General features: G+C 60.6%; 23 protein-coding genes. 6 read left to right on the top strand and 17 right to left on the bottom strand.

Annotated elements, in window-relative coordinates; genetic code table 11:
- Positions 1–7 precede the first annotated feature (7 nt).
- The 5 genes from N434_RS11235 to N434_RS11215 all read right to left on the bottom strand — a co-directional run bounded on the left by N434_RS11235 (position 8) and on the right by N434_RS11215 (position 5,052).
- Complete coding sequence (locus N434_RS11235) at positions 8–1,033, bottom strand: sulfate/molybdate ABC transporter ATP-binding protein (RefSeq protein ID WP_065118064.1); 1,026 nt, start codon at positions 1,031–1,033, stop codon at positions 8–10.
- Positions 1,034–1,038: 5 nt separating this feature from the next.
- Complete coding sequence (gene cysW / locus N434_RS11230; RefSeq protein ID WP_065118063.1) at positions 1,039–1,926, bottom strand: sulfate ABC transporter permease subunit CysW; 888 nt, start codon at positions 1,924–1,926, stop codon at positions 1,039–1,041.
- Positions 1,927–1,929: 3 nt separating this feature from the next.
- Positions 1,930–2,751 carry a sulfate ABC transporter permease subunit CysT gene (gene cysT / locus N434_RS11225; protein ID WP_065118062.1) on the bottom strand — a complete coding sequence of 274 codons (822 nt, stop codon included), beginning with the start codon at positions 2,749–2,751 and terminating at the stop codon, positions 1,930–1,932.
- Between the two features lie 74 nt (positions 2,752–2,825).
- Complete coding sequence (gene cysP, locus N434_RS11220; protein WP_065118061.1) at positions 2,826–3,812, bottom strand: thiosulfate ABC transporter substrate-binding protein CysP; 987 nt, start codon at positions 3,810–3,812, stop codon at positions 2,826–2,828.
- 169 nt (positions 3,813–3,981) lie between these two features.
- On the bottom strand, positions 3,982–5,052 hold the full coding sequence (locus N434_RS11215; protein ID WP_181423948.1) for an enoyl-CoA hydratase/isomerase family protein: 1,071 nt from the start codon (positions 5,050–5,052) through the stop codon (positions 3,982–3,984).
- Positions 5,053–5,334: 282 nt separating this feature from the next.
- Between N434_RS11215 and N434_RS25775 the strand changes: the two genes are divergently transcribed.
- Positions 5,335–5,595, top strand: a complete 261-nt coding sequence (locus N434_RS25775) for a DUF2934 domain-containing protein (protein ID WP_181423947.1) — start codon at positions 5,335–5,337, stop codon at positions 5,593–5,595.
- A gap of 69 nt (positions 5,596–5,664) precedes the next feature.
- Here the strand turns inward: N434_RS25775 and N434_RS11205 are convergent, their stop codons facing one another.
- Entirely contained in the window at positions 5,665–6,489 is an 825-nt protein-coding gene (locus tag N434_RS11205; protein WP_110757993.1) for an SH3 domain-containing protein, read from the bottom strand.
- 257 nt (positions 6,490–6,746) lie between these two features.
- On the opposite strand from N434_RS11205, the gene ubiG reads away from it, so the two are divergent.
- Positions 6,747–7,493 carry a bifunctional 2-polyprenyl-6-hydroxyphenol methylase/3-demethylubiquinol 3-O-methyltransferase UbiG gene (ubiG, locus tag N434_RS11200; RefSeq protein WP_065118057.1) on the top strand — a complete coding sequence of 249 codons (747 nt, stop codon included), beginning with the start codon at positions 6,747–6,749 and terminating at the stop codon, positions 7,491–7,493.
- Between the two features lie 8 nt (positions 7,494–7,501).
- Here ubiG and N434_RS11195 read toward each other — a convergent pair whose 3' ends face one another.
- The 5 genes from N434_RS11195 to N434_RS11175 are packed head-to-tail and all read right to left on the bottom strand — an operon-like array spanning position 7,502 to position 10,496.
- Positions 7,502–8,071: a DUF3291 domain-containing protein gene (locus tag N434_RS11195; protein ID WP_065118056.1), complete on the bottom strand. Its 570-nt coding sequence runs from the start codon at positions 8,069–8,071 to the stop codon at positions 7,502–7,504.
- Between the two features lie 8 nt (positions 8,072–8,079).
- Positions 8,080–8,508, bottom strand: a complete 429-nt coding sequence (locus N434_RS11190; protein ID WP_046801875.1) for a DUF1178 family protein — start codon at positions 8,506–8,508, stop codon at positions 8,080–8,082.
- Positions 8,505–9,365, bottom strand: a complete 861-nt coding sequence (locus tag N434_RS11185; RefSeq protein WP_110757778.1) for a carbon-nitrogen hydrolase family protein — start codon at positions 9,363–9,365, stop codon at positions 8,505–8,507. Before N434_RS11185 ends, N434_RS11190 begins: the two co-directional genes overlap by 4 nt.
- A gap of 24 nt (positions 9,366–9,389) precedes the next feature.
- Entirely contained in the window at positions 9,390–9,644 is a 255-nt protein-coding gene (gene grxC, locus N434_RS11180; RefSeq protein WP_065118130.1) for a glutaredoxin 3, read from the bottom strand.
- 60 nt (positions 9,645–9,704) lie between these two features.
- The gene (locus tag N434_RS11175; protein ID WP_110757777.1) at positions 9,705–10,496 is read right to left on the bottom strand and encodes a ComF family protein; all 792 of its coding nucleotides are present in this window, start codon (positions 10,494–10,496) and stop codon (positions 9,705–9,707) included.
- Positions 10,497–10,639: 143 nt separating this feature from the next.
- On the opposite strand from N434_RS11175, the gene N434_RS11170 reads away from it, so the two are divergent.
- Positions 10,640–11,521: a methyltransferase domain-containing protein gene (locus N434_RS11170; RefSeq protein ID WP_110757775.1), complete on the top strand. Its 882-nt coding sequence runs from the start codon at positions 10,640–10,642 to the stop codon at positions 11,519–11,521.
- 18 nt (positions 11,522–11,539) lie between these two features.
- Here the strand turns inward: N434_RS11170 and N434_RS11165 are convergent, their stop codons facing one another.
- The 6 genes from N434_RS11165 to N434_RS11135 all read right to left on the bottom strand — a co-directional run bounded on the left by N434_RS11165 (position 11,540) and on the right by N434_RS11135 (position 15,876).
- Entirely contained in the window at positions 11,540–11,731 is a 192-nt protein-coding gene (locus N434_RS11165; RefSeq protein WP_065118052.1) for a Flp family type IVb pilin, read from the bottom strand.
- 95 nt (positions 11,732–11,826) lie between these two features.
- Positions 11,827–12,141 (bottom strand): hypothetical protein, encoded by a 315-nt coding sequence (locus N434_RS11160; protein WP_065118051.1) that lies wholly within the window; start codon positions 12,139–12,141, stop codon positions 11,827–11,829.
- Between the two features lie 332 nt (positions 12,142–12,473).
- A complete protein-coding gene (mutT, locus tag N434_RS11150) occupies positions 12,474–12,887 on the bottom strand; it encodes an 8-oxo-dGTP diphosphatase MutT (RefSeq protein ID WP_020012084.1) in 414 nt (137 codons plus the stop codon).
- Positions 12,884–13,660 (bottom strand): GNAT family N-acetyltransferase, encoded by a 777-nt coding sequence (locus tag N434_RS11145; RefSeq protein WP_065118049.1) that lies wholly within the window; start codon positions 13,658–13,660, stop codon positions 12,884–12,886. The genes mutT and N434_RS11145 overlap by 4 nt, the downstream gene beginning before the upstream one ends.
- Positions 13,661–13,678: 18 nt before the next feature.
- Positions 13,679–14,920, bottom strand: a complete 1,242-nt coding sequence (gene argJ, locus N434_RS11140) for a bifunctional glutamate N-acetyltransferase/amino-acid acetyltransferase ArgJ (protein ID WP_110757772.1) — start codon at positions 14,918–14,920, stop codon at positions 13,679–13,681.
- 89 nt (positions 14,921–15,009) lie between these two features.
- Entirely contained in the window at positions 15,010–15,876 is an 867-nt protein-coding gene (locus N434_RS11135; RefSeq protein WP_110757991.1) for a peptidylprolyl isomerase, read from the bottom strand.
- 243 nt (positions 15,877–16,119) lie between these two features.
- Between N434_RS11135 and secA the strand changes: the two genes are divergently transcribed.
- The 3 genes from secA to N434_RS11120 all read left to right on the top strand — a co-directional run bounded on the left by secA (position 16,120) and on the right by N434_RS11120 (position 21,242).
- Positions 16,120–18,828, top strand: coding sequence for a preprotein translocase subunit SecA (secA, locus tag N434_RS11130; protein ID WP_065118128.1), 2,709 nt, complete (start codon positions 16,120–16,122; stop codon positions 18,826–18,828).
- A gap of 236 nt (positions 18,829–19,064) precedes the next feature.
- A complete protein-coding gene (locus N434_RS11125; protein WP_065118127.1) occupies positions 19,065–19,958 on the top strand; it encodes a DMT family transporter in 894 nt (297 codons plus the stop codon).
- 81 nt (positions 19,959–20,039) lie between these two features.
- Positions 20,040–21,242, top strand: coding sequence for an acyltransferase family protein (locus N434_RS11120; RefSeq protein WP_077767973.1), 1,203 nt, complete (start codon positions 20,040–20,042; stop codon positions 21,240–21,242).
- The last annotated feature ends 54 nt before the right edge of the window (positions 21,243–21,296 follow it).

The raw sequence follows: 21,296 nt of genomic DNA, 5'->3' as shown, positions 1-21,296 counted from the left end.
CCGCGCCTCACGCCGCCGGGAAAATCTTTGCCCGGCGAATGATGACGGAACCCCGGTCTCCTGCCGCGACATCGTTTTCCGGCGGCACGTCGAATTCCAGAAGGTCGCCGCCATCGGTGCTGGCGATCACCCGGCGTTCCCCCGCGCGATCGAGAACCCGCGCCACCGAGGCCGGAATGCCCTCATGCAGATCCTCCCATTCAAGATCGCCGGGGCGGGCATAGATATCGACGGCGCCATCCCCTTGCGCATAGGAGAAGGGCAATTCGTTCTCACCGACATAGACCTTGCCGCCGCGCGCCACGCCGGACACCCGGTTGGCGTCGCCCAGAAAGCGCATGACGAAGGCGCTGTTCGGCTGACGGCACACGTCTTTCGGCGTGCCCTGCTGCACGATCTCGCCCTGATTGAGAATGACGACACGGTCGGCTAGATCGAGCGCCTCTTCCTGATCATGCGTCACGAAAATCGTGGTGATGCCGAGTGAATCGTGAATTTCGCGCAGCCAGCGGCGCAGGTCGCGGCGCACATTGGCGTCCAGTGCCCCGAACGGCTCATCGAGCAGAAGCACCTTGGGATCGACCGAAAGCGCACGCGCCAGCGCCACGCGCTGCCGCTGCCCGCCGGAGATCTGCGCCGGGAAACGGTCGCCCAGACCGTCCAGCTTCACCAGCCGCAGAAGTTCCCCGACGCGGGCGTCAATGGCCGCCCTGTCGCGTTTCACCTTGGAAACCTTCATGCCGAAGGCGATGTTTTCGTTGAGCGTCATATGCGGGAACAGCGCATAATGCTGGAATACGAAACCGACGCCGCGATCGCGCACCGGAATATTGGTGGCATCCTCGTCGCCGAAAAAGATGCGGCCGCCATCGCTGTATTCGAGACCGGCGACCATGCGCAGGATCGTCGTCTTGCCGGAACCCGAAGGGCCGAGCAATGCGAGAAGCTCACCGCTTTCGATATCCAGCGAAACATCGCGCACGGCGCGGAACGTATCGAAGGTCTTCACCACATTTTCGAGGCGGATTTTCATGGGAATCAGGTCTCCGTGGCGATGGCGGCATCGCCGTTGGTCTTTTTGCGCCCACGCCCGGCACCGCGCCGTTCCAGCGCCACCTTGGCGATGATGGTGACGACGGCGAGCAAAGCGAGGATGGAGGCCGAGGCAAAGGCGCCAGCCGTCTGGTAGTCATGGTAGAGCAGCTCGATGTGCAGCGGCAGCGTGTTGGTCTGGCCGCGAATATTGCCCGATACGACCGATACCGCACCGAATTCACCCATCACGCGGGCATTGCACAGCACGACGCCGTAAAGCAGCGCCCATTTGATATTCGGCAGCGTCACGGAAAAGAAGGTACGCCAGCCGGATGCGCCAAGCGAAGTCGCCGCCTCTTCCAGATCGCGCCCCTGCGCCTGCATCAGCGGGATGAGTTCCCGCGCCACGAAGGGTGCCGTGACAAACATCGAGGCGATGACGATGCCGGGCAGCGCAAACAGTATCTTGATATCATGCGCATCGAGGAACGGCCCGAACAGCCCCTGCAGCCCATAAACGAAGAGGTAGGCGACACCGGCGACGATCGGCGAGATGGAGAAGGGTATCTCGATCAGCACCAGCAGGAAGCGCCGGCCGGGAAAATCGAACTTGGTGATCGCCCATGCGGCCGCAACCCCGAAGGCGGTGTTGACCGGCACGGCAATCAGCGCCGTCAGCACCGTCAGCATGATGGCGTGGCGGGTGTCGGGATGGGTGATGGTCGCCGAATAAGCCTTCCAGCCCTGCGAAAAGGCTTCGACGCCGATGATAACGAGCGGTGCGACGACCAGCAGCGCACCGATGACAAGCACGAAAGCGATCAGGCTGCGGCGAACCCACGCGGCATCGCCGACACGCGGCGGCTTGCGATGTGAAGAAACGGCGCTCATGTCTCAGCTCCTCACGGTATAACGAAGCGCACGCGCCTGCAGGTAGTTCGTCACGGCCAGCATCACGAAAGCGGTCATGAGCAGCACGGAGGCGATGGCGGCGGCCGCCTGGTAATCATATTCCTCCAGCCGGATGAAGATCAGCAGCGCGGTGATCTCAGTCGAAAACGGCTGATTGCCGGCAATGAAGATGATCGCCCCGAATTCGCCAAGGCTGCGGGCAAAGGAAAGGGAAAGACCCGCCAAAAGCGCCGGTGTCAAAAGCGGCAGGATGATCTTGCGGAAGATTTCAAGATCGGAGCCGCCGAGCGACTGCGCCGCTTCCTCCAGCGCCGGGTCGAGGTCTTCCAGCACCGGCTGCACGGTGCGCACGATGAAGGGCAGGCTGGTAAAGGCCATCGCCACCATGATGCCAAGCGGCGTATAGGCCACCTTGATACCGAATTGCGCAAGTACCGAACCGAACCAGCCATTGCCCGCAAACAGCGTCGTCAGCGCAATGCCGGCAACGGCGGTGGGAAGCGCAAACGGCAGATCGACGATGGCATCGATGATACGCCAGCCCGGAAAGCGGTAACGCGTCAGCACCCAGGCAAGCGCCAGTCCGAAAATGACGTTAAACAGCGTGGCGGCGAGCGCGCAGAGCACGGTGACGCGGTAACTGGCAACGGCGCGCGGCGAAGAGATGATGGACCAATATTCTGCAGGTCCCAGACTTGCCGCCTTGAACACCAGCGCCGAGAGCGGCAAAAGCACGATGATGGCGACGTAGGTGAGAGTAACGCCAAGGGACAATTTCAGCCCCGGCAGAACATTCCGCTTCAAACCCGCCCCCAATTCATCATAAAGCGACCCGGCAGTTTCCCGCCGGGTCTTCTGACCGTTCTTTGCTGCTGTGATTAACGGCTGCCGTAAAGCGTATCAAGCGTGGCGCCGGATGCAAAATGCTCTTTCTGGATTTTGTCCCAGCCGCCGAACACATCATTGACGTTGACGAGGCGAATGGCCGGGAACTTGTCCTTGAACTCGCCGACGACCTTTTCATTGTGGACGCGGTGACCGAATTCGGCGGCGATGCGCTGACCCTCTTCGGTATAGAGGAAGTCGAGATAGCTCTTGGCCAGATCGCGCGAGCCGCGCTTGTCGACCACCTTGTCCACCACGGCCACCGGGAACTCGGCCAGCAGGCTGACGGAGGGCACGACGCCTTCCACCTTGTCTGCGCCATATTGCTTGGCAATGCCACGCGTCTCGGCTTCGAAGGTGATCAGCACGTCGCCGATCTCGCGTTCCACGAAGGTGGTGGTGGCGGCGCGGCCTCCGGTATCGAACACCGGCGTGTTGTCGAAGATCTTCTTGACGAATTCCTGAACCTTCGCCTCGTCGCCGTTGAACTTCTCCTTGGCGTAAGCCGTGGCGGCGAGATAGGTGTAGCGGGCGTTACCCGAAGTCTTCGGATTGGGAAAAACCACCTTCACGTCATCGCGGGCAAGATCGTCCCAGTCCTTGATACCCTTGGGGTTGCCGGTACGCACGAGGAAGGATGGGAAGGAATAGAACGGCGAGGCATCGTTCGGAAAATCCTTCTGCCAGTCGGCGGAAACGAAACCCTGCTTCACCAGAAAATCGACATCGGTGACCTGGTTGAAGGTGACCACGTCAGCTTCCAGGCCCTCAACAATGGCGCGCGCCTGCTTGGAGGTGCCGGCATGTGACTGGTCGACGGTCACACCGGGATGCTGCTTGATGAACGCCTCGTTCTCGGCCGCGAAAACTTCACGGGCGACATCGTAGGATGCATTGAGAATGGTGGTCGGAGACTGCGCCTGCGCCGCACCCGCAAAAAGGGCGGCAATGGCAGTACCGATAATGAGAAGACGCTTCATGAATACCCCCGGCAAATCGAATGGTGCCAAACATAGCGGGCGGCGACCATAGCGACGAGAAACAGTCGTGCTTTGCGGAGGCGTCGATTGGAAATTTCACCCAAAGAATCAAACTTCCAAAGGCGATGATTTCATATAGGACGAGAAGCCGGATTTCTTTTGCGTCATCTCAAAGACGATGCTCTGGAAACAGATTGCCGGAATGTTCGGCAAAATAGGGCGCAAGATCCTCCTCGCGCACCTCTTCCAGCCGCGCCGGCCGCCAGCGGGGATTACGGTCCTTGTCGACCAAAGCCGCACGCACGCCTTCGTAAAAATCATGCTGGCGCAATATCTCGGTGCCGGCGGCAAACTCTCTTTCGAGGCATTCGATCAGGCTCGCGCTTTCCCGGCCAAGGCGCAAGAGTTTCAGGGTCAGCTTCAGGCTGGTGGGAGAGCGCCTGTTCAGGACCTCAAGGGTATCTTTCGAAAACACATCGTCCCGCGCCGAAAGTGCGGCGAAGATTTCCTCGACCGTGTCAAACCGGAATGTCGCGTCGATGACATCCCGGTTTGCGGCCAGAACGCCCTTGCCGGCCTCCATGGCGTGAGCCGCGATCGCCGCCTCGACCGCTTGGGTATCCGCAGCCTGAGACAAATCCCGCACCAGCGCATCGAGCCGGTCGGACCCGATGTAATAATCGGCAAAACCGGCATGGATGGCATCGGCGGCGGCAACGGTGTTGCCCGTCAGCCCCAGCCAGGTGCCGCATTCACCCGGCGCCCTCGGCAGCAGCCAGGAGCCGCCGACATCCGGGAAATAGCCGATGCCCGTTTCCGGCATGGCGAGCCTTGTCCGCTCGGTCACGATGCGGTGGCTGCCATGGGCGGAAATGCCGACACCGCCGCCCATGACGATACCATCCATCAATGCCACATAGGGTTTGCCAAAACGGGCGATGCGATAATTGAGCGGAAACTCCTCCCGCCAGAATTCCAGCACCTGCGGATCGCCCGCTTTGCCGAGATCGTGGATGATGCGGACGTCACCGCCGGCGCAAAGCCCTCTTTCACCCTCCCCCGTCAGCACCACACAGGAAATATCGGGATCGTCCTCGAAACGCTGGAGCGCCTGAAACAGGGCACGCACCATCGGCAGTGTCAGGCTGTTGATGGCTTTGGGACGGTTGAGGCGGATGATGCCGGCCGCCCCGGCCTTCTCGACAACGACCTGCGCCTCCGCTTCCATTTTCTGTTCCAAGTGTGTCTCCTCCACTGCCGTTTACCCGCCCATCTTGGCGGCGTTGGCGTCATCACGCAACGTTGATGTTGCCGTGTGGGAACGCCTTGCGTCCAAACCGCCTTTACCGGCACAAAATGCCGGAAATCCCCTTTCGCAATGCAGCATGTTTGCTTGACGCCCGGAAGATCATGGCATGTAATGGGTCCTGGAAATGCCGGCATTGATTCCTGTCGAGCATGTGCCGGACCAAGCGGAATGTCGCCTTCTCAAAGGCGCTGTAAACAGCAACGGGAGACGAGCATGCAGGTTTCGGAACACGAATGGATCAGTAAACGGGCCTATACTCTCTGGGAAAAGGAAGGCCATCCCCACGGCCGCGATGCGGAACACTGGGAACAGGCAAAACATGAATTCTCGCTGCTGAAAACATCGGAAGCGACGAAACCTGCGCAGCGCAAGAAGGCAGCTCCCAAGGCCGTTGCCGCTGAAGCCGCTACACCGGATGCGGAAGCGCCGGCGAAACCCAAGGCCCGCGCTCGCAAGGCTGCCGCTGCGAAATAAAGACTCCCACATAGTCATCTGAAGCAGCAAATGAAAAAGCCCGACGAAATCTCGCCGGGCTTTGTCTGTTTAGCGTGCGTCGCAGCCCGGATCGCCGATCCGGCAGCCACCCCGGAGATTTTCCGAAGCAGGCGCGCGGCGTGGATCATCCCACTGGCGACGCTCCGGAGGGAGCCGGCCCCCATTCTCGTTTGGTTGACGGTCGCGGTTGCGGTCCCGGTTATCGTCTTCGGCACGGGGGCGATTGTCCTCACGGCGCGGTCTATCGCCCTGATTTCTGTCACCCTGATTACGATCGCCCTGGTTCCAGTCGCCATAACGGCGCTCCCAGCGGCCATCATTCGGTCCACCGCCCTGGCGCGGATCACGTGATTCATCGCGGCGACCGTCGCGCCAGTCGTCCCGGCGGCCATCACGCCACTCGTCGCGTGGACGCGGACGATCCCAGTCTGCGCGCGGCGGCGGCGGTGCGGCATTCCAGTAACCGCCGGACGGGCGACGCCAGCGATCACGCTCGCGGTAAAAATCGCGGTCGCGATAATAACGGTCCCAGTACCGGCCGGCTTCGAAGGTGATGATCGGCACGCCGAGATCGCGGTAGTAGCGCGGCTCGACATAGACCCGGTTCTGTCGGTAGGTGGTTTCGATATAGCGCCCGGCGACCCAGCCGCGACCGGCCACAAAGGAAACATCGCACCAGGGCGTATCGGACAGGCAGCCATGCACGGTGAGCGGTGCGCCATTGGGGATCACGACAACGGCCGGATAGGCCGTGCTCGGGCCGGAGCGCATATTCACATTCGCGGTGGCGAAACCGCGCGTCGCAGCTTCGGCAAGAGCCGGCGCGGCGAGCATGGCCACCAGCGCAATTGCGCCAAACAGTTTTTTCTTCACTTCTTTCTCCTCAAGCAAAGGCCCGCTTTGCCCTTGTCGGCATCCATCGCTTTCGATGGACGAGTATGCATTCCGCATACTGCCACGATCGGAAAATACGCGTTCCTCGATGAACGCAGCATGAAACAGATGAGGCGCCATATCAGTTCCACCTGCGGCAATGCGCACCTGACAATTTGCCTGCGGAACCGACCCTCGGTCTTGACTTCGGGGGGCAATCATCCGACTTCAATGCAACAGCAATATGGAGCAGAACCATGAGCGAGACCGCACAGACGACCGTCGACCAGAGCGAAGTGGATCGCTTCTCCGCGATGGCTGCGGAATGGTGGAGCCCGACAGGCAAGTTCCGCCCGCTGCACAAGTTCAACCCGGTGCGGCTCGAATATATCCGCAACCGTGTCTGCGAAAATTTCGGTCGTGACCCGAAAGCACATCGCCCGCTGGAAGGGCTGCGCGTGCTGGATATCGGCTGCGGTGGCGGCCTTCTTTCCGAACCCGTGGCACGCATGGGCGCCACCGTGGTGGGCGCCGATCCCTCGGAAAAAAACATCGGCATCGCCTCCACCCATGCGCGCGAAAGCGGGGTCAATGTCGACTACCGCGCCGTGACCGCCGAACAATTGCAGGAAGCGGGCGAAACCTTCGACGTCATCCTCAACATGGAGGTGGTGGAACATGTGGCCAATGTCGATTTTTTCGTCACCACCTGCGCCAAAATGGTGCGCCCCGGCGGGCTGATGTTCGCCGCCACCATCAACCGCACGCTGAAGGCTCGGGCGCTGGCCATCTTCGCCGCCGAAAACGTGCTGCGCTGGCTGCCGCGTGGCACCCATCAGTATGAGAAACTGGTCCGCCCGGAAGAGCTTGAGCGGCCGATGGTGGCAAGCGGCATGGATATCATCCACCGCACTGGCGTCTTCTACAACGTGCTGCAGGATCGCTGGAATCTCTCGCCGGATATGGATGTCAATTACATGATGCTGGCGAAACGCCCGGCATAAATCGGCATTCAGACTGGAATAGCCTGCACCGCCGACAGCAGCTCCCTTTGCCCGGCAGCATTTCTTGCGGCGATCTTCCGGACTTCGGCCCGGTCGATTTCAATCGGAGTTCCGTTCGCCGCGAAAGGCTGTTTGAAATTGAACGCCTGTGGCGACGGGCCATGGTCGTGCAGATGTTCGAACCTTCTGACGGCATCTGTCCAGAGAGGATTATCCGCCGCATCCACCCACCATAGAACGAGCGGCGGCCATTTCTGTGGAGTATTCCAGTTGCGTCCGTGCTTCAGGGCCTCGGCATGCACGCCGGAGTAGGAATACGCCATCAGCGATTCGAGATCGCGCCAGAGCGAAAAGGATGAAACACCGCTTGTCGCGCCGTTTTCCTTCAGGAAACGTGGGAAGACCTGCACACCCCAGCTTGCGGGTCCGGGTTCGCCTTCGTAACCGGACCGGCCGATGAAACCTTCCGCGCGTTCGGCGGCCATGAAATTCAAAGGTTCGCGCCGGGCAAATCCGGCAACAGCGGGATCATCATAGGCGGCAATCTGTATTCCGAAATTATAGATTGCTACCCGCATTGGCAAACTCAGTTTATGTCGTCAGGCAATGACGGCAGCGGTGCGATTTCGATGCCCTCGTCCAGCAGGGCCTTGGCTTCCTGCACGGAGGCATTGCCGATGATGCCGCGCTCGTCCGCCTCGCCATAATGGATCTTGCGGGCCTCTTCAGGGAATTTATCGCCGACATCCTCGGCATTGGCGCGGATATTGGCGACGGCCTCGCGGATTTTCGCAATCGCTTCCTTTTTCGCCGTGTCCATGGCGAGCGTCTGGCGTTCGTCCTTCTTGCGCGCAGTGGACACCGAAGGCGCCATCAGAAGTTTGGAGACCTGCACGGAATTGCAGACCGGGCAGGACAGGAAGCCGCGCTGCAACTGATTGTCGAAATCGTCGCTACCGGCAAACCAGCCTTCAAACTCATGGCCCTTTTCACAGGCCAGCGCATAACGGATCACGCAGCCTCACCTCCGGCAGGTTTCAGGGGAACAACCGTATCCAGCCCGAATTCTCGGGCATTGCGCAGATTGGGAATTTTTCCGCGCGCGGCCGCAACCAGCGACGTATCGATCTCGGCGAAGATGATCTCCTCCCCGCCGCCGCCGGCAATGGCCAAAACCCTGCCCCAGGGGTCAATGATGACGGAATGGCCGAAAGTCTCGCGCCCGTCCTCATGCACCCCGGCCTGTGCGGCGGCGATGACAAATGCACCATTCTCAATGGCGCGGGCGCGCAGCAAGATTTCCCAATGGGCCTCTCCCGTCTGGCGGGTGAAAGCGGCGGGCACCGTCAGAACTTCGGCACCGGCCAGCGCTTCCGCCCGGAAAAGCTGCGGGAAACGGACGTCATAGCAGATGGCGAAGCCGAATTTCGCCAAGGGAAGTTCGGCGATACGCGCCACTTCGCCGGGCTCATAGGCAGCGCTTTCGCGCCAGCTTTCGCCATTGTCGAGATCGACATCGAACATATGAATCTTGTCATAGCTGCAGATGCGCGAGCCATCCGGCGCGAAGAGAAAGCCGCGATTGGCGATCTTGCCGTCGGGGCGGGCAATGGCCGTGGAGCCGACATGGACATGGATGCCGAGTTCGCGGGCAAGACGGGCGGCGGTCGCAACGATGATGTCGCCATCGTCGTCGCGCAGCTGGGCACGAAGCGCCTGCCTGTCCTTCTGGATGGCGCCCGTCATTTCCGGGGTCTGCACATAAACAGCCCCCTCAGCCGCAGCGGTGCGCACCAGCCGTTCCATATCGGCGGCGTTTCTCACCGAGTCGACGCCGGAGCGCATCTGGATGGCGGCAGCCTTGAAACTCATCACATCCTCCGTCGATCGGCCCGGTCAGGCAGCCAGCATGGCGTCCAGTTTGCCGGCGCGCTCCAGCGCATGCAGATCATCACAACCGCCGACATGCTGGCCATTGATGAAGATTTGCGGGAAGGTCGTTCCACCGGATTTCTCGATCATTTCCTGCCGGTATTCCGGCGTCGTGGTGGAATTATATTCGGCATAATCCACACCCTTGCTGTCCAGCAGCGCCTTGGCGCGCGCGCAATAACCACAAAAATCCCGCGTATAGATCGCTACCGGTGCCATGTTGTTCAAAACCTCGCAAACGTGCGACCAGACGCACGGTTTCCTCATGTCATTCAGGCTTCATATAGGCCCGGAAACGGCCATTGCAAAGGTCAAAACTGTCACATCCGCGGCACCTGCCTTGCGCAGGGCGCGGCTTGCCGCACCCACCGTCGCACCGGTGGTGTAGACGTCGTCCACCAGCACCACGCGCTTGCCATGAACATCGGCCTCCCGACCGGGCGCGAGGGAGAAAGCGCCCCGCACATTATCCTGCCGGGCAGGCGCGGAGAGCCCCACCTGCCGTTCGGTCGGCTTCACGCGCAGCAGCGTGCCGGCAAGCAGCGGTTTGCCTGCGGCTCTCGCCAGATGCCGCGCCAGCTCGGCGGACTGATTGAACCGGCGGCGCAGGAAGCGGCGGCGATGCAGGGGAACCGGTACGATGCAATCGCAGGCGTCGACCGTTCCGTCACTTGCCCGCAACATCCATAACGCCATCAAGCCGGCGAGATCGGTGCGGTCCTGATATTTCAGCCGATGTACCAGCTTGCGGGCAGTGCCCTCATGGCAGGCGACGGCGCGCAGGCGGTCAAACGGCGGCGGATCGGCAATGGCCCTGGCGCTTATCACTCCCTCACCGTGATCCCGCGCGAAGGGAGTGCCAAGAACCTCGCAGAAAGGGCGATCGATAAAGGCCACATCCCGCCAGCAACCGGGGCACAGGGCCCCATCGCCGCCGGTCATGCGATTGCAGCCCGCGCAGGTCGGCGGATAGATGAGACGGAAGAACGAGTGCAACATGTCGCGGCCCGCAGCCGGCATGGCAGCGGATTTCGACAGCAATTCCGAAAACAGATCGTCACCAGCACCCATGAGGTTGACTTTAGCGCCGAACGGGTGCCTTTGCGAGAGCGATACGCCCCGGTTCGACACAGGGCGCGATGCCCGAAGCGGCATGACAGCAACGATACGGCCCCGCCTGTCCCCAAGGTGCCAGAGGCCGAGCAGGCAAGACGATGGATATTCTCTTTGACCAAGCCCTGATCGAACAAAACCGTCACCGGGCATGGAACCGGCGCGACGACAAGGCCCTGTTTCTTCTCGACATGGCGGCCGAAGAGCTGGCTGACAGGCTTGCCATCGTCGAGCGCCGGTTCGAGACAGCGATCGAACTGCACGGTGGAACCGGCGTCACGGCCCGGCGGCTGGCGGAGACGGGCAAAGTCGACGGCATTCGCCGTATTGAAACGGAAAGCTGTTTTGCAACTGATGGTAATATTCCCGAGGCGGCCTCCATGGAACATCTGCCGCTGGAGGAAGCCTCCGCCAATCTTGTCGTTTCGCCGCTTGCCCTGCATCTGACCAATGACACGCCCGGTGCGCTGATCCAGATCCGGCGGGCATTGAAGCCGGACGGCCTTTTCCTCGGCGCCATCCCCGGCAGCGGCACCCTGCAGGAATTACGCGACGTTTTGCTGACGGCCGAGGCGGAACTGACGGGCGGTGCAAGCCCGCGTGTCATTCCCTTCGCCGATGTGCGCGATGTCGGCGCGCTTTTGCAACGGGCCGGTTTCGCACTGCCCGTCACCGATGCCGAGACCTATACGGTGCGTTACGATTCGATCTTTCCGCTGATGCGCGACCTGCGCGCCATGGGCATGGCCAATCCCTTGGCAAGCCGAAGCCGAAAGCCGCTCAACCGCGCCTTTTTCCTGCGGGCAGCGGAGCTTTACGCCGAGCGTTATTCCGATCCCGATGGCCGGATAAGAGCGACGTTTTCCATCATCTATGTCTCGGGTTGGGCGCCACATGAGAGCCAGCAGAAACCGCTGAAACCCGGCTCCGCCAAAATGCGCCTTGCGGATGCACTGAAGACAACCGAGGTGAAACTGTCCTGAGCGCTTGCCCCAACACTTTCAGCTGTTCGCGAAAGTATCGGCGATAAACTTGAAAACCGTGTTGATGTTACTGCTGATGGTGCCGGCGCCAGCGATGAGTGCTGCGGAAATCACCCCGACGATCAGACCGTATTCGACTGCGGTAGCCCCGTCTTCGTTTTTGCAGAAATCGATAAAAGAACGCAGCACAGGATATTCCCCATCCACCATCCGGTTTATTCCGCCGGCCGGCACTATGCTTTATTGAAATCGAATATATCTTAGGTGACCAGTGTGAGGAATCGGTTACCGATGATGGTAAACGATCAGCAACCGCTCTCGTTGTTATAACCGGTCACGACACAGGGCATTTCCGGCATCGGCTGGGTTATGCTGCGGCGGATGGAATAGGTCTTGCCCATGTCGGTCTTCTTGATCGAGCCGGTGCTGATCATGTCATAATTGTCGGGAAACTGCGCCACGCGCGTGGATGATTTTCCGGCAAGCATGGGGGTCACGATCAGGGAAAGCGCGATAACGGCCGTACCGAAAAGCAGCGCGACATTCAGAACGCCGGTGCGACGGGATTTATCGGAATAAGAGTGACGACCTTCCACCGTCTTCCAGAAATCCTCGTTCATGACCAACCTCGTCTCGCGCAGTTTACCGCTTCTTTAGCTTAACAATCTGCCAGAGGGTGCTGAACGATCTCTTAACATAGCCTCGTTTTGGCACGGCAAAGCGGACGCTGCAGGGCATTTTCACGAAGCTGTGACGGAAGAAGACCGGGAAAGGGCAAGCCACCACCGTCGCCCAGCCAGTCCAGCCGCACTGACACACCCCGAAATCCGCCTTCATCGTGCCTCGGACAGGCCCGGAGACAACGTCAAATGGAAGCGCGATACCCGTGATCAAACAACGGCATCGCCCGACCGGCGGTGCTTGTCGCGTCAATCCCGATGGCCCTGTGGTCCTATAGCAGATCCTGCAGGAACGGAATCAGCGGCTCATCGGCCGGCGGCATGGGATAATCGCGCAGAGCCTGCGGCTTCACCCATTTCAGCGCCTGTCCTTCCCGCCCATGCGCGATGCCTTCATAACGACGGCACACGTAAAGCGGCATCAGCAGGTGAAAGGTCTCGTAGGTGTGGCTGGCGAAGGTCAGCGGCGCAAGGCAGGCAACCTTGGTCTTGATGCCCAGTTCCTCGTCCAGTTCACGGACAAGGGTCTCTTCCGGCGTTTCACCGTGCTCCACCTTGCCGCCGGGAAATTCCCACAGGCCGGCGAGAGACTTGCCCTCGGGCCGCTGCGCCAGAAGAATGCGGCCATCCTGATCGAGAAGCGCGCAGGCAGCGACCAGCAGGATCTTTTTGCCCGCCTCACTCATTCTTCAGCACCCTTGCGCCAGTAGCGGTAACGATAAGCCTCGGTGAAGCCGAATTTCTCGTAAAGCGCAATCGCACCTGCATTGGTGGTGTCCACCTGCAGCCATGCGCTCTTGGCGCCGCTAATCCTCGCCCAGCGCAGCGCCGATGCCAGAATTTGCGTGCCGAGTCCCCTTTTTCGCTGCGACGCGGCAACGTCGAGCGAGAGAATGCCGGCAAGGTCATTATCCTGCACGCAGATAACGGTCGCGAGTGGATTGCCTTCCACCTCCTCATTGATGAAGAGGCCGAGCGACGGCTTGATGGAACTGACGATCTCCGCAATTGCCGGACGCAACGCCGGATCGCCATCGCTGACCTTGATGCTCGCTTCGACAAAACGGCCGATGTCGTGGCTCGGCAGGCTGACCAGCGTTTCCGGCAGTTCCATGCCGGAAAGATCAGCGGTCATGACCATGACTTCTTCAAACACGGACCAGCCATCTTCCGCCAGAAAGTCCATAAGCTGCGGCGGCATCAGCGTGGTTTCGCGCACCACCAGCGGCCGGCCGAAATCCTCGAAACGCTTGCGCGCCTTTTCCAGCCGCACCGCACAATTTCCGTAATCGGACGGATCGAGCGGCACCACGCAGTTGATGCGTTTGGAAGGATGCGAACCCGTGAGACGGATTTGCCAGCTGCCGTCATAAATTACCGACGAGGCGGGCCATGCCCGGAAGCTGACGGCTTCCAGACGGCGAACCAGCGGCAGATTGACGGCTTTGTTATCCTGCATTCTCTTCGGCTCCAACGGTCAGCTCCGGTAGTCGCCGTTGATCGCAACATATTCCTTCGTCAGATCACAGGTCCAGACGGTGGCCGTGCCCTGCCCGAGACCGATATCCACCTTCACCGGAATGTCTTCGAGACGCATCACCGCGCTGGTTTCCGCTTCCGAATAATCCGGGTCGCGCTCGCCATTGACGGCCACGCGCACGCCACCGAACCAGATGGCGAGGCGGTCGCGGTCGGCCATCTCACCGGATTTGCCGACAGCCATGACGACGCGGCCCCAATTGGCGTCCTCGCCGGCAACCGCAGTCTTCACCAGCGGCGAATTGGCGACGGAAAGGGCGATCTTCTTGGCGGCGGCATCGTTTTCCGCGCCTGTTACGGTGACTTCCACCATCTTGCGCGCGCCCTCGCCATCACGAACCACCTGCAGCGCCAGATCCTTCAGGAGATCGTTCAGTGCGGCACGAAAGCCGGCCAGGCGCTCGTCATCGGCGCTCGTCACCTTCACCTGACCGTCTTCGGCCGCTGCACCCGTGGCAAACAGCATCAGCGTATCGGAGGTGGAGGTATCGCTGTCGACCGTCACGGAATTAAACGTCGGACCGACGCCGGCAGAAAGCAGGGATTGCAGGGCGGCAGGCTCGATATCGGCATCCGTCACCACAAAGGAGAGCATCGTCGCCATATCGGGCGCAATCATGCCGGCGCCCTTGGAGATGCCGTTGATCGTGACGATCACACCGCCGATCTCGGCGGTGCGGGTCGAAACCTTGGGATAGGTGTCGGTCGTCATGATCGCCTTGGCGGCTTCCTGCCAGAAATCGGCCTCTGCCCTGACGTTCATGTCGCCGAGAACACCGGCAAATTTCGAGGCATCCAGCGGCTCGCCGATCACGCCGGTCGATGCCAGGAAGACCTCGCCTTCGGAGCAGCCGACGGCAGCGGCGGCGGATTTCGCCGTCAGCTCGGTCGCGGCCTTGCCCCTGACGCCGGTGAAGGCGTTGGCATTGCCGGAATTGACCACCACGGCACGGGCCACACCGCCGCCGAGATTGGCGCGGCAGAAATCAACCGGGGCGGAAGGGCATTTCGATCTGGTGAAAACACCGGCCACGCTTGCCGGCTTGTCGAACACCATCAGGAGAACGTCCGTGCGGTTCTTGTACTTGATGCCGGCGGCGGCCGTCGCCATGCGAACACCGCGCAGCGCAGGCATGTCGGGATAGGATTTCGGAGCAAGCGGAGAAACGGCAACGGACATGGAAAAGCGCCTGAAATTCTGGAAACGGAGGGTATGAAAGTGCCTGAGATGAAACGGGGCGGCCCATAGCCGCCCCGTAGCATGAATTCTTACTGCTGCGGCTGCTGAGCCTGCTGTTCCTTCGTGGCTTCGTCGTAGCCCTTCTTCAGCGTCTCATCCATGATTTCGATCTTCTGGTCAGCCTTTGCCTTCTCGATGAGGGCAACGTATTTGTCACGCATGACAAGCTGACGAACCTGCGGCTCAACCTGCTCGAAAGCCGGCGGCGGAGCGATGCGCTTGTCTTCCAGCTTGATGACGTGGAAGCCGAACTGGGTCTTTACCGGGGTCTTGGTGTAGGCGCCCTTTTCGAGGCCGAAAGCGGCTTCCTCGAATTCCGGCACCATGCGGCCCTTGCCGAACCAGCCAAGATCACCGCCGTCGTCCTTGTTGGAATCGGTCGATTTTTCCTTGGCGAGTGCGGCGAAATCCTTACCCGAATCAAGCTGCTTGATGATGTCCTTGGCTTCGTCCTCGCTGGCGACGAGAATGTGCGCGGCCTTGATTTCCTCTTCCTGCGGCAAGGCTGCGACTTCCTTGTCGTAGCGGGCCTTTACTTCGTCAGCGGTAACGGCGTCGACCACATGCTTGCGGAAATAGGCGTTGTGCAGCTCGCGGTCCTGGATGAAATCCATGCGCTTCTTGAAATCTTCAGTCTTTTCCAGACCTTCGGCGGTCGCGTTCTTCACCAGAAGCTTGACGTCGATGGCGCCGGAAAGGGCCGCGACCTTCTTCTGCTCGTCAGGCAGCTGCGCGAGCTGCGGGTCGAGGTTGCCCATGGCGAGGTCGAGTTCGGACTGGTGGATTTCCAGATCGCCAACCTTGGCGACAACCTTGTCTTCCTGCGCGAAAGCCGGAAACTGAAGGCCGAGCGTGGCCACAATCACCGCAGCCGCAATTTTATTATAGCGCAACATTTTGAACCTTTCGGGGACAATGCCGGCTCCAGACATGGTTTCCGGCTCTGAAAAAACTTCCAAACACCGGATTGTGGCCATTCTGTAACGGGCAGAACCGTTGACATCATTTGCCCCCCCTCTTATCTGTCACGCAACCTCGCGTCCAGATACGTTGAAGGGCGAAGTCCGTCATTTGTTGCTGAAATCGGCATGACGGAGAAAAGCGCCCGCGAAAACGGAATTTCAGAAAGGGCCAGTAAGATGGTCAGTCTCGGCGGAATAGCCCGCAAGTTGTTCGGTTCGGCAAATGATCGCCGCGTCCGCTCCTATAAAAGCAAGATCGCAGCCATCAATGCGCTGGAAGAGGCCACCAAGGCACTTTCCAACGAAGCGCTGGCGGCCAAGACGGCGGAATTCCGCCAGCAGCTTGCCGATGGCAAGACGCTGGACGACCTGCTGATCCCGGCTTTCGCCGTCGCCCGCGAAGCCTCGCGCCGCGTTCTGCACATGCGCCCCTTCGACGTGCAGCTGACCGGCGGTATGATTCTGCATGGCGGCGCCATCGCCGAAATGAAGACCGGTGAAGGCAAGACGCTGGTGGCGACCCTTGCGGTCTACCTCAACGCGCTGGCCGGCAAGGGCGTGCACGTCGTTACCGTCAACGACTATCTCGCCAAGCGCGACGCGGCCACGATGAGCAGGCTCTATGGCTTCCTCGGCCTGACGACCGGCGTCATCGTCCACGGGCTGGACGACGACCAGCGCCGCGAGGCCTATGCCTGCGACATTACCTACGCGACAAATAACGAACTCGGCTTCGATTATCTGCGCGACAACATGAAATACGACCGCGCCCAGATGGTGCAGCGTGGCCACAACTACGCGATCGTCGACGAAGTCGACTCGATCCTGGTCGACGAGGCACGCACGCCGCTCATCATTTCCGGCCCGCTGGACGACCGTTCCGACCTCTACAACACCATCGATGCCTTCATTCCGCTGCTGACGCCGGAAGATTACGAAATCGATGAAAAGCAGCGTTCGGCCAACTTCTCCGAAGACGGCACCGAGAAGCTCGAGAACCTGCTGCGGCAGGCGGGCCTCTTGAAGGGCGAATCGCTTTATGACGTCGAAAACGTCGCCATCGTCCATCACATCAACAATGCGCTGAAGGCCCACAAGCTCTTCACCCGCGACAAGGACTACATCGTCCGCAACGACGAAATCGTCATCATCGACGAATTCACCGGCCGCATGATGCCGGGCCGCCGTTACTCCGAAGGCCAGCACCAGGCTCTGGAAGCCAAGGAAAAGGTGCAGATCCAGCCGGAAAACCAGACGCTTTCCTCCGTCACCTTCCAGAACTACTTCCGCATGTATACGAAGCTCGCCGGCATGACCGGTACGGCTGCGACGGAAGCGGAAGAATTCGGCAATATCTATGGCCTCGACGTCATCGAAGTGCCGACCAACCTGCCGATCCAGCGTATCGACGAGGACGACGAGGTCTATCGCACCGGCGAAGAGAAATTCCTGGCGATCATCACCGAGATCAAGGCGGCGCATGAGCGTGGCCAGCCGGTTCTGGTCGGCACGACATCGATCGAAAAATCCGAGCTTCTGGCGAATATGCTGCGCCAGTCCGGCTTTACCGACTTCCAGGTTCTGAACGCCCGTTACCACGAGCAGGAAGCCTATATCGTTTCGCAGGCCGGTGTTCCCGGCGCCGTTACCATCGCCACCAACATGGCCGGCCGCGGTACCGACATCCAGCTCGGCGGCAACGTCGACATGCGTCTCGAGCGCGAGCTGGAAGGCATGGAGCCGGGTGCCGAACGCGACGCGAAGGAAGAAGCCATTCGCGCCGAAATCAAGGTGCTGAAGGAAAAGGCGCTCGCCGCCGGCGGTCTTTACGTCATCGCCACCGAGCGCCACGAAAGCCGCCGTATCGACAACCAGCTGCGCGGTCGTTCCGGCCGTCAGGGTGACCCCGGCCGCTCGAAATTCTACCTGTCGCTTCAGGATGACCTGATGCGCATCTTCGGTTCCGAGCGCATGGACTCGATGCTGCAGAAGCTCGGCCTGAAGGAAGGCGAAGCCATCGTCCATCCGTGGATCAACAAGGCGCTGGAACGTGCCCAGAAGAAGGTCGAAGCCCGCAACTTCGAAACCCGTAAGAACCTTCTGAAATATGACGACGTGCTGAACGACCAGCGCAAGGTGATCTTCGATCAGCGCCTCGAGCTGATGGAAGCCGACAATATCGGCGAAACCGCAGCCGACATGCGCAATGAAGTCATCGAAACGCTCGTCACCAAGCATGTTCCGGAAAATGCCTATGCCGAACAGTGGGATCTTGCCGGCCTGAAGGCGGGTATCGCCCAATTCCTGAACCTCGACCTGCCGGTGGAGGAATGGGCAAAGGAAGAAGGCATCGCCGAGGACGACATTCTTCAGCGCGTCACCGAAGCCGCCGACAAATATGCCGCCGAGCGCGCGGAGCGTTTCGGCCCCGAGATCATGACCTATGTGGAACGCTCGGTCATTCTCCAGACGATCGACCATCTGTGGCGCGAACATATCGTCAATCTCGATCACCTTCGTTCCGTCGTCGGTTTCCGTGGTTACGCCCAGCGCGATCCGCTGCAGGAATACAAGGCGGAAGCCTTCGAGCTGTTCCAGGCGCTGCTCGCCAATCTGCGCGAGGCAGTCACCGCCCAGCTGATGCGCGTGGAACTGGTGCAGCAGGAACCGCAGCAGCCCGAACTGCCGGAAATGACCGCCCATCATCTCGATCCCGTCACCGGCGAAGACGAGATGTCACAGGGCATTCCGGCCGCTTTCGTGCCCGCCGAGGAGCGCGATCCGAACAACCCCGCCACCTGGGGCCGTATCGGGCGCAACGAAATGTGCCCCTGTGGCTCCGGCAAGAAATACAAGCACTGCCACGGCGTTTACGAACAGGCGTAAACCCAGACCCGCTTCCGATAATAATCGCCCGCAACCCCGTGTTGCGGGCGATTTTCTTTGCCGTCGCTCATTGCTGTTGACGGGTATCCGCACTTTCCATATGGGAGCCTGATCATCTTCCGGAAGATGCTCAGATGAGCGCATCCGGTTCAGATGGAAGCGTCGGACGCGCTCGCGATTTTGTTCTGCGCATTTCCGGACGTGAAACCCTGCGCCCTTTTACTGGAAATGCTTTCATGGCTCCTCGCGATCTCGCTGCCTATATTTTTCTCGCGCTCGCGTGGGGGATGTCTTTCCTGCTGCTTCTGCACGTCGTCGCCGCCTTCGGCTGGATCGGCGCAGTCACGCTTCGGTCGCTCGTCACCGCCGTCACCCTCTTTCTCATCGCGCGGGCCGCACGCCGCAAGCTTGCATTTTCCGCGCGCTGGCGCAGTTTCGCGGTCGTCGGCGCAACAACCGTCGCCGGTCAGCTGATCGGCCTTTCCTACGGAACACCGCTGGTCGGCACCGCCATGGCCGCCATTCTGGTGGCGACGATCCCGCTTTTTTCCATGCTCATCTCGCAGATATGGGGGCTCGAGCGGCTGACCCGGCAGGGAATTGCCGGCCTCGTCATCGGCTTCGGCGGCATCGTCCTCCTCGTCGGCTTCCCGGCCGTTCCCGTCACACCCGACTTCATCATCGGTTGCGCCGCCTGTGTCGCCGCCTGCATCTGTGCGGCCTATGGCAGCAACTATGCCAGCCGCTACCTCAAAGGCGTCGGGTCCTGGGAAATCACCATCGCTTCCTTTCTGACCGGCGGCCTGATGACCCTGCCGCTTCTTCTCGCCGTACCCCTGCCGGGAACGCCCGCCCTCATCGACTACGGATATCTTCTGATACAGGCGGTGGTCATGAGCGGCCTCACCTACATCACCTATTTCCGGCTGGTTTCCACCATCGGCGCGACGAAGACGATCAGCGTGGAATTCGCCGTCACCGTCGTGGCTGTGCTTGTCGGCGCACTTGTGCTGGACGAACCTCTGTCGCTTCCCCAGCTTTTTGGCGCCGGCGTCATCATTTTCGGCTGCACGCTAGTGCTCGATCTTCTGCCGAAGAAAAAAGCGCCGCCCACGCCATCCGGCGCATGAAGGGTTTATTAGCACTTTCCACTAATAGTCGTGGCGGCTATCGCAGATCACGCGTGATCGCGTTTGCGACGCGAGGGGGAAATGCAGCAGGGAAAATCAGATTACGAGCATTATTGGGACCCGTTGCGGGCTCTTCTCATGCTGCTCGGCATTCCCTATCACGCCTCCCTGCTCTACAGCCACGCCCTGCCGTGGGATATCAAGGATTTTGAAACCAGCCCGATCCTGACGGTACTTGGCGCGGCACTCGCGACCTTCCGCATGCCGGCATTCTTTCTGGTGGCCGGTTATTTTTCCGGCATGGTCATCGGCAAGAAGGGCAAAGCGCCGTGGCTCAGGCAGCGGTTCGTGCGCCTCGGCCTGCCCTTCGTCATAGCCGTGCTGATACTCGGGCCGCTGCAACTTTTCCTGCTGCAGCTGGCCGGCATCGCCAAAGGCGACATCCCCGCCGCCCAGCTCACGCAAAACCTGCCGGACCTGCTGCGCCCCAGCGAGCAATGGATCATGCATCTGTGGTTCCTGCCGGCCCTCATCGCCTATTCGGTGCTGTTGGCGGGTTTGCTGTTTATCGCCGAACGCCCGCCATTTATATCTGCAAGAGATTGGTTCGGCAGGCAGCTGGCACGCCGTCCGGCCCTGTTTTTCGCCGCACTGTGCGTCCTGCCCGTTTTGTGGGAACTGGCGGTTTATGCTTCCGGCCTGCTTGCGGGAAAAACCGGAAACGGCGTTTTCCTCCTTTATGAACGCGCCTCCGATCCCTATGCGCGTTACCTGCCGTTCTTTCTCATCGGGGCAATGCTGAACCGCGACCGTGCCCTGTTTCACCGTTTTCGCCAGACGGGCCCTTTCACCGGTGTCATCGCATTCGGTGCTATCGCAACGGCGGTGACGCTGCGGCTGCAAAATCCCTTCACCAATTCGGCCATGCTGGTGCTGGTTTCGGCGATTGCGGCCGTGGCGGCGAGCCGCCTTTTGATCGACATCGCCTGCCGCTATTTCGACAGGCCGAGCCGGCTGGCCGGACGCATGACGGATGCCTCCTTCACCATCTACCTGCTTCATCACCCGCTGATCTACGCCTTCGGCACGCTTTTCATCCTCGTCTCGCTGCCGCCCATCCTCGAGTTCGCCATCATCGTCGCCATGACCACCTTTACGGCCTACCTGCTGCACCAGGCGATACGCCGCAGTCCGCTTGCGCTTTTTCTTTTCAACGGCATTCGCAAACCGCGGGCGGCAAACGGCATCGGGACAGGCCCCGCCGCCTCCCAAACCCTTCGTTAAGGATAAAGCGCTTACAATCGGCTCGCCTACTCAATTGGAAATGATGGCGTGTGG

It is taken from the genome of Rhizobium sp. UGM030330-04, from assembly GCF_003208455.1.
In the GTDB taxonomy this organism is placed as follows: Bacteria; Pseudomonadota; Alphaproteobacteria; order Rhizobiales; family Rhizobiaceae; genus Agrobacterium; species Agrobacterium rhizogenes_A.
This window is presented reverse-complemented; position numbering and strand designations above follow the sequence as displayed.

Coding starts and splice junctions, on each gene's coding strand:
- grxC (WP_065118130.1), bottom strand. CDS start 9,644: ATGGCACCGGTAGCGATCTATACGCGGGATTTTTGTGGTTATTGCGCG.
- secA (WP_065118128.1), top strand. CDS start 16,120: ATGGTCAGTCTCGGCGGAATAGCCCGCAAGTTGTTCGGTTCGGCAAAT.
- N434_RS11170 (WP_110757775.1), top strand. CDS start 10,640: ATGGATATTCTCTTTGACCAAGCCCTGATCGAACAAAACCGTCACCGG.
- mutT (WP_020012084.1), bottom strand. CDS start 12,887: ATGAGTGAGGCGGGCAAAAAGATCCTGCTGGTCGCTGCCTGCGCGCTT.
- N434_RS11185 (WP_110757778.1), bottom strand. CDS start 9,365: ATGAGTTTCAAGGCTGCCGCCATCCAGATGCGCTCCGGCGTCGACTCG.
- N434_RS11160 (WP_065118051.1), bottom strand. CDS start 12,141: ATGAACGAGGATTTCTGGAAGACGGTGGAAGGTCGTCACTCTTATTCC.
- cysW (WP_065118063.1), bottom strand. CDS start 1,926: ATGAGCGCCGTTTCTTCACATCGCAAGCCGCCGCGTGTCGGCGATGCC.
- cysP (WP_065118061.1), bottom strand. CDS start 3,812: ATGAAGCGTCTTCTCATTATCGGTACTGCCATTGCCGCCCTTTTTGCG.
- ubiG (WP_065118057.1), top strand. CDS start 6,747: ATGAGCGAGACCGCACAGACGACCGTCGACCAGAGCGAAGTGGATCGC.
- argJ (WP_110757772.1), bottom strand. CDS start 14,920: ATGTCCGTTGCCGTTTCTCCGCTTGCTCCGAAATCCTATCCCGACATG.
- N434_RS11235 (WP_065118064.1), bottom strand. CDS start 1,033: ATGAAAATCCGCCTCGAAAATGTGGTGAAGACCTTCGATACGTTCCGC.
- N434_RS11120 (WP_077767973.1), top strand. CDS start 20,040: ATGCAGCAGGGAAAATCAGATTACGAGCATTATTGGGACCCGTTGCGG.
- N434_RS11125 (WP_065118127.1), top strand. CDS start 19,065: ATGGCTCCTCGCGATCTCGCTGCCTATATTTTTCTCGCGCTCGCGTGG.
- N434_RS11165 (WP_065118052.1), bottom strand. CDS start 11,731: ATGGTGGATGGGGAATATCCTGTGCTGCGTTCTTTTATCGATTTCTGC.
- N434_RS11135 (WP_110757991.1), bottom strand. CDS start 15,876: ATGTTGCGCTATAATAAAATTGCGGCTGCGGTGATTGTGGCCACGCTC.
- N434_RS11145 (WP_065118049.1), bottom strand. CDS start 13,660: ATGCAGGATAACAAAGCCGTCAATCTGCCGCTGGTTCGCCGTCTGGAA.
- N434_RS11195 (WP_065118056.1), bottom strand. CDS start 8,071: ATGCGGGTAGCAATCTATAATTTCGGAATACAGATTGCCGCCTATGAT.
- N434_RS11175 (WP_110757777.1), bottom strand. CDS start 10,496: ATGGGTGCTGGTGACGATCTGTTTTCGGAATTGCTGTCGAAATCCGCT.
- N434_RS25775 (WP_181423947.1), top strand. CDS start 5,335: ATGCAGGTTTCGGAACACGAATGGATCAGTAAACGGGCCTATACTCTC.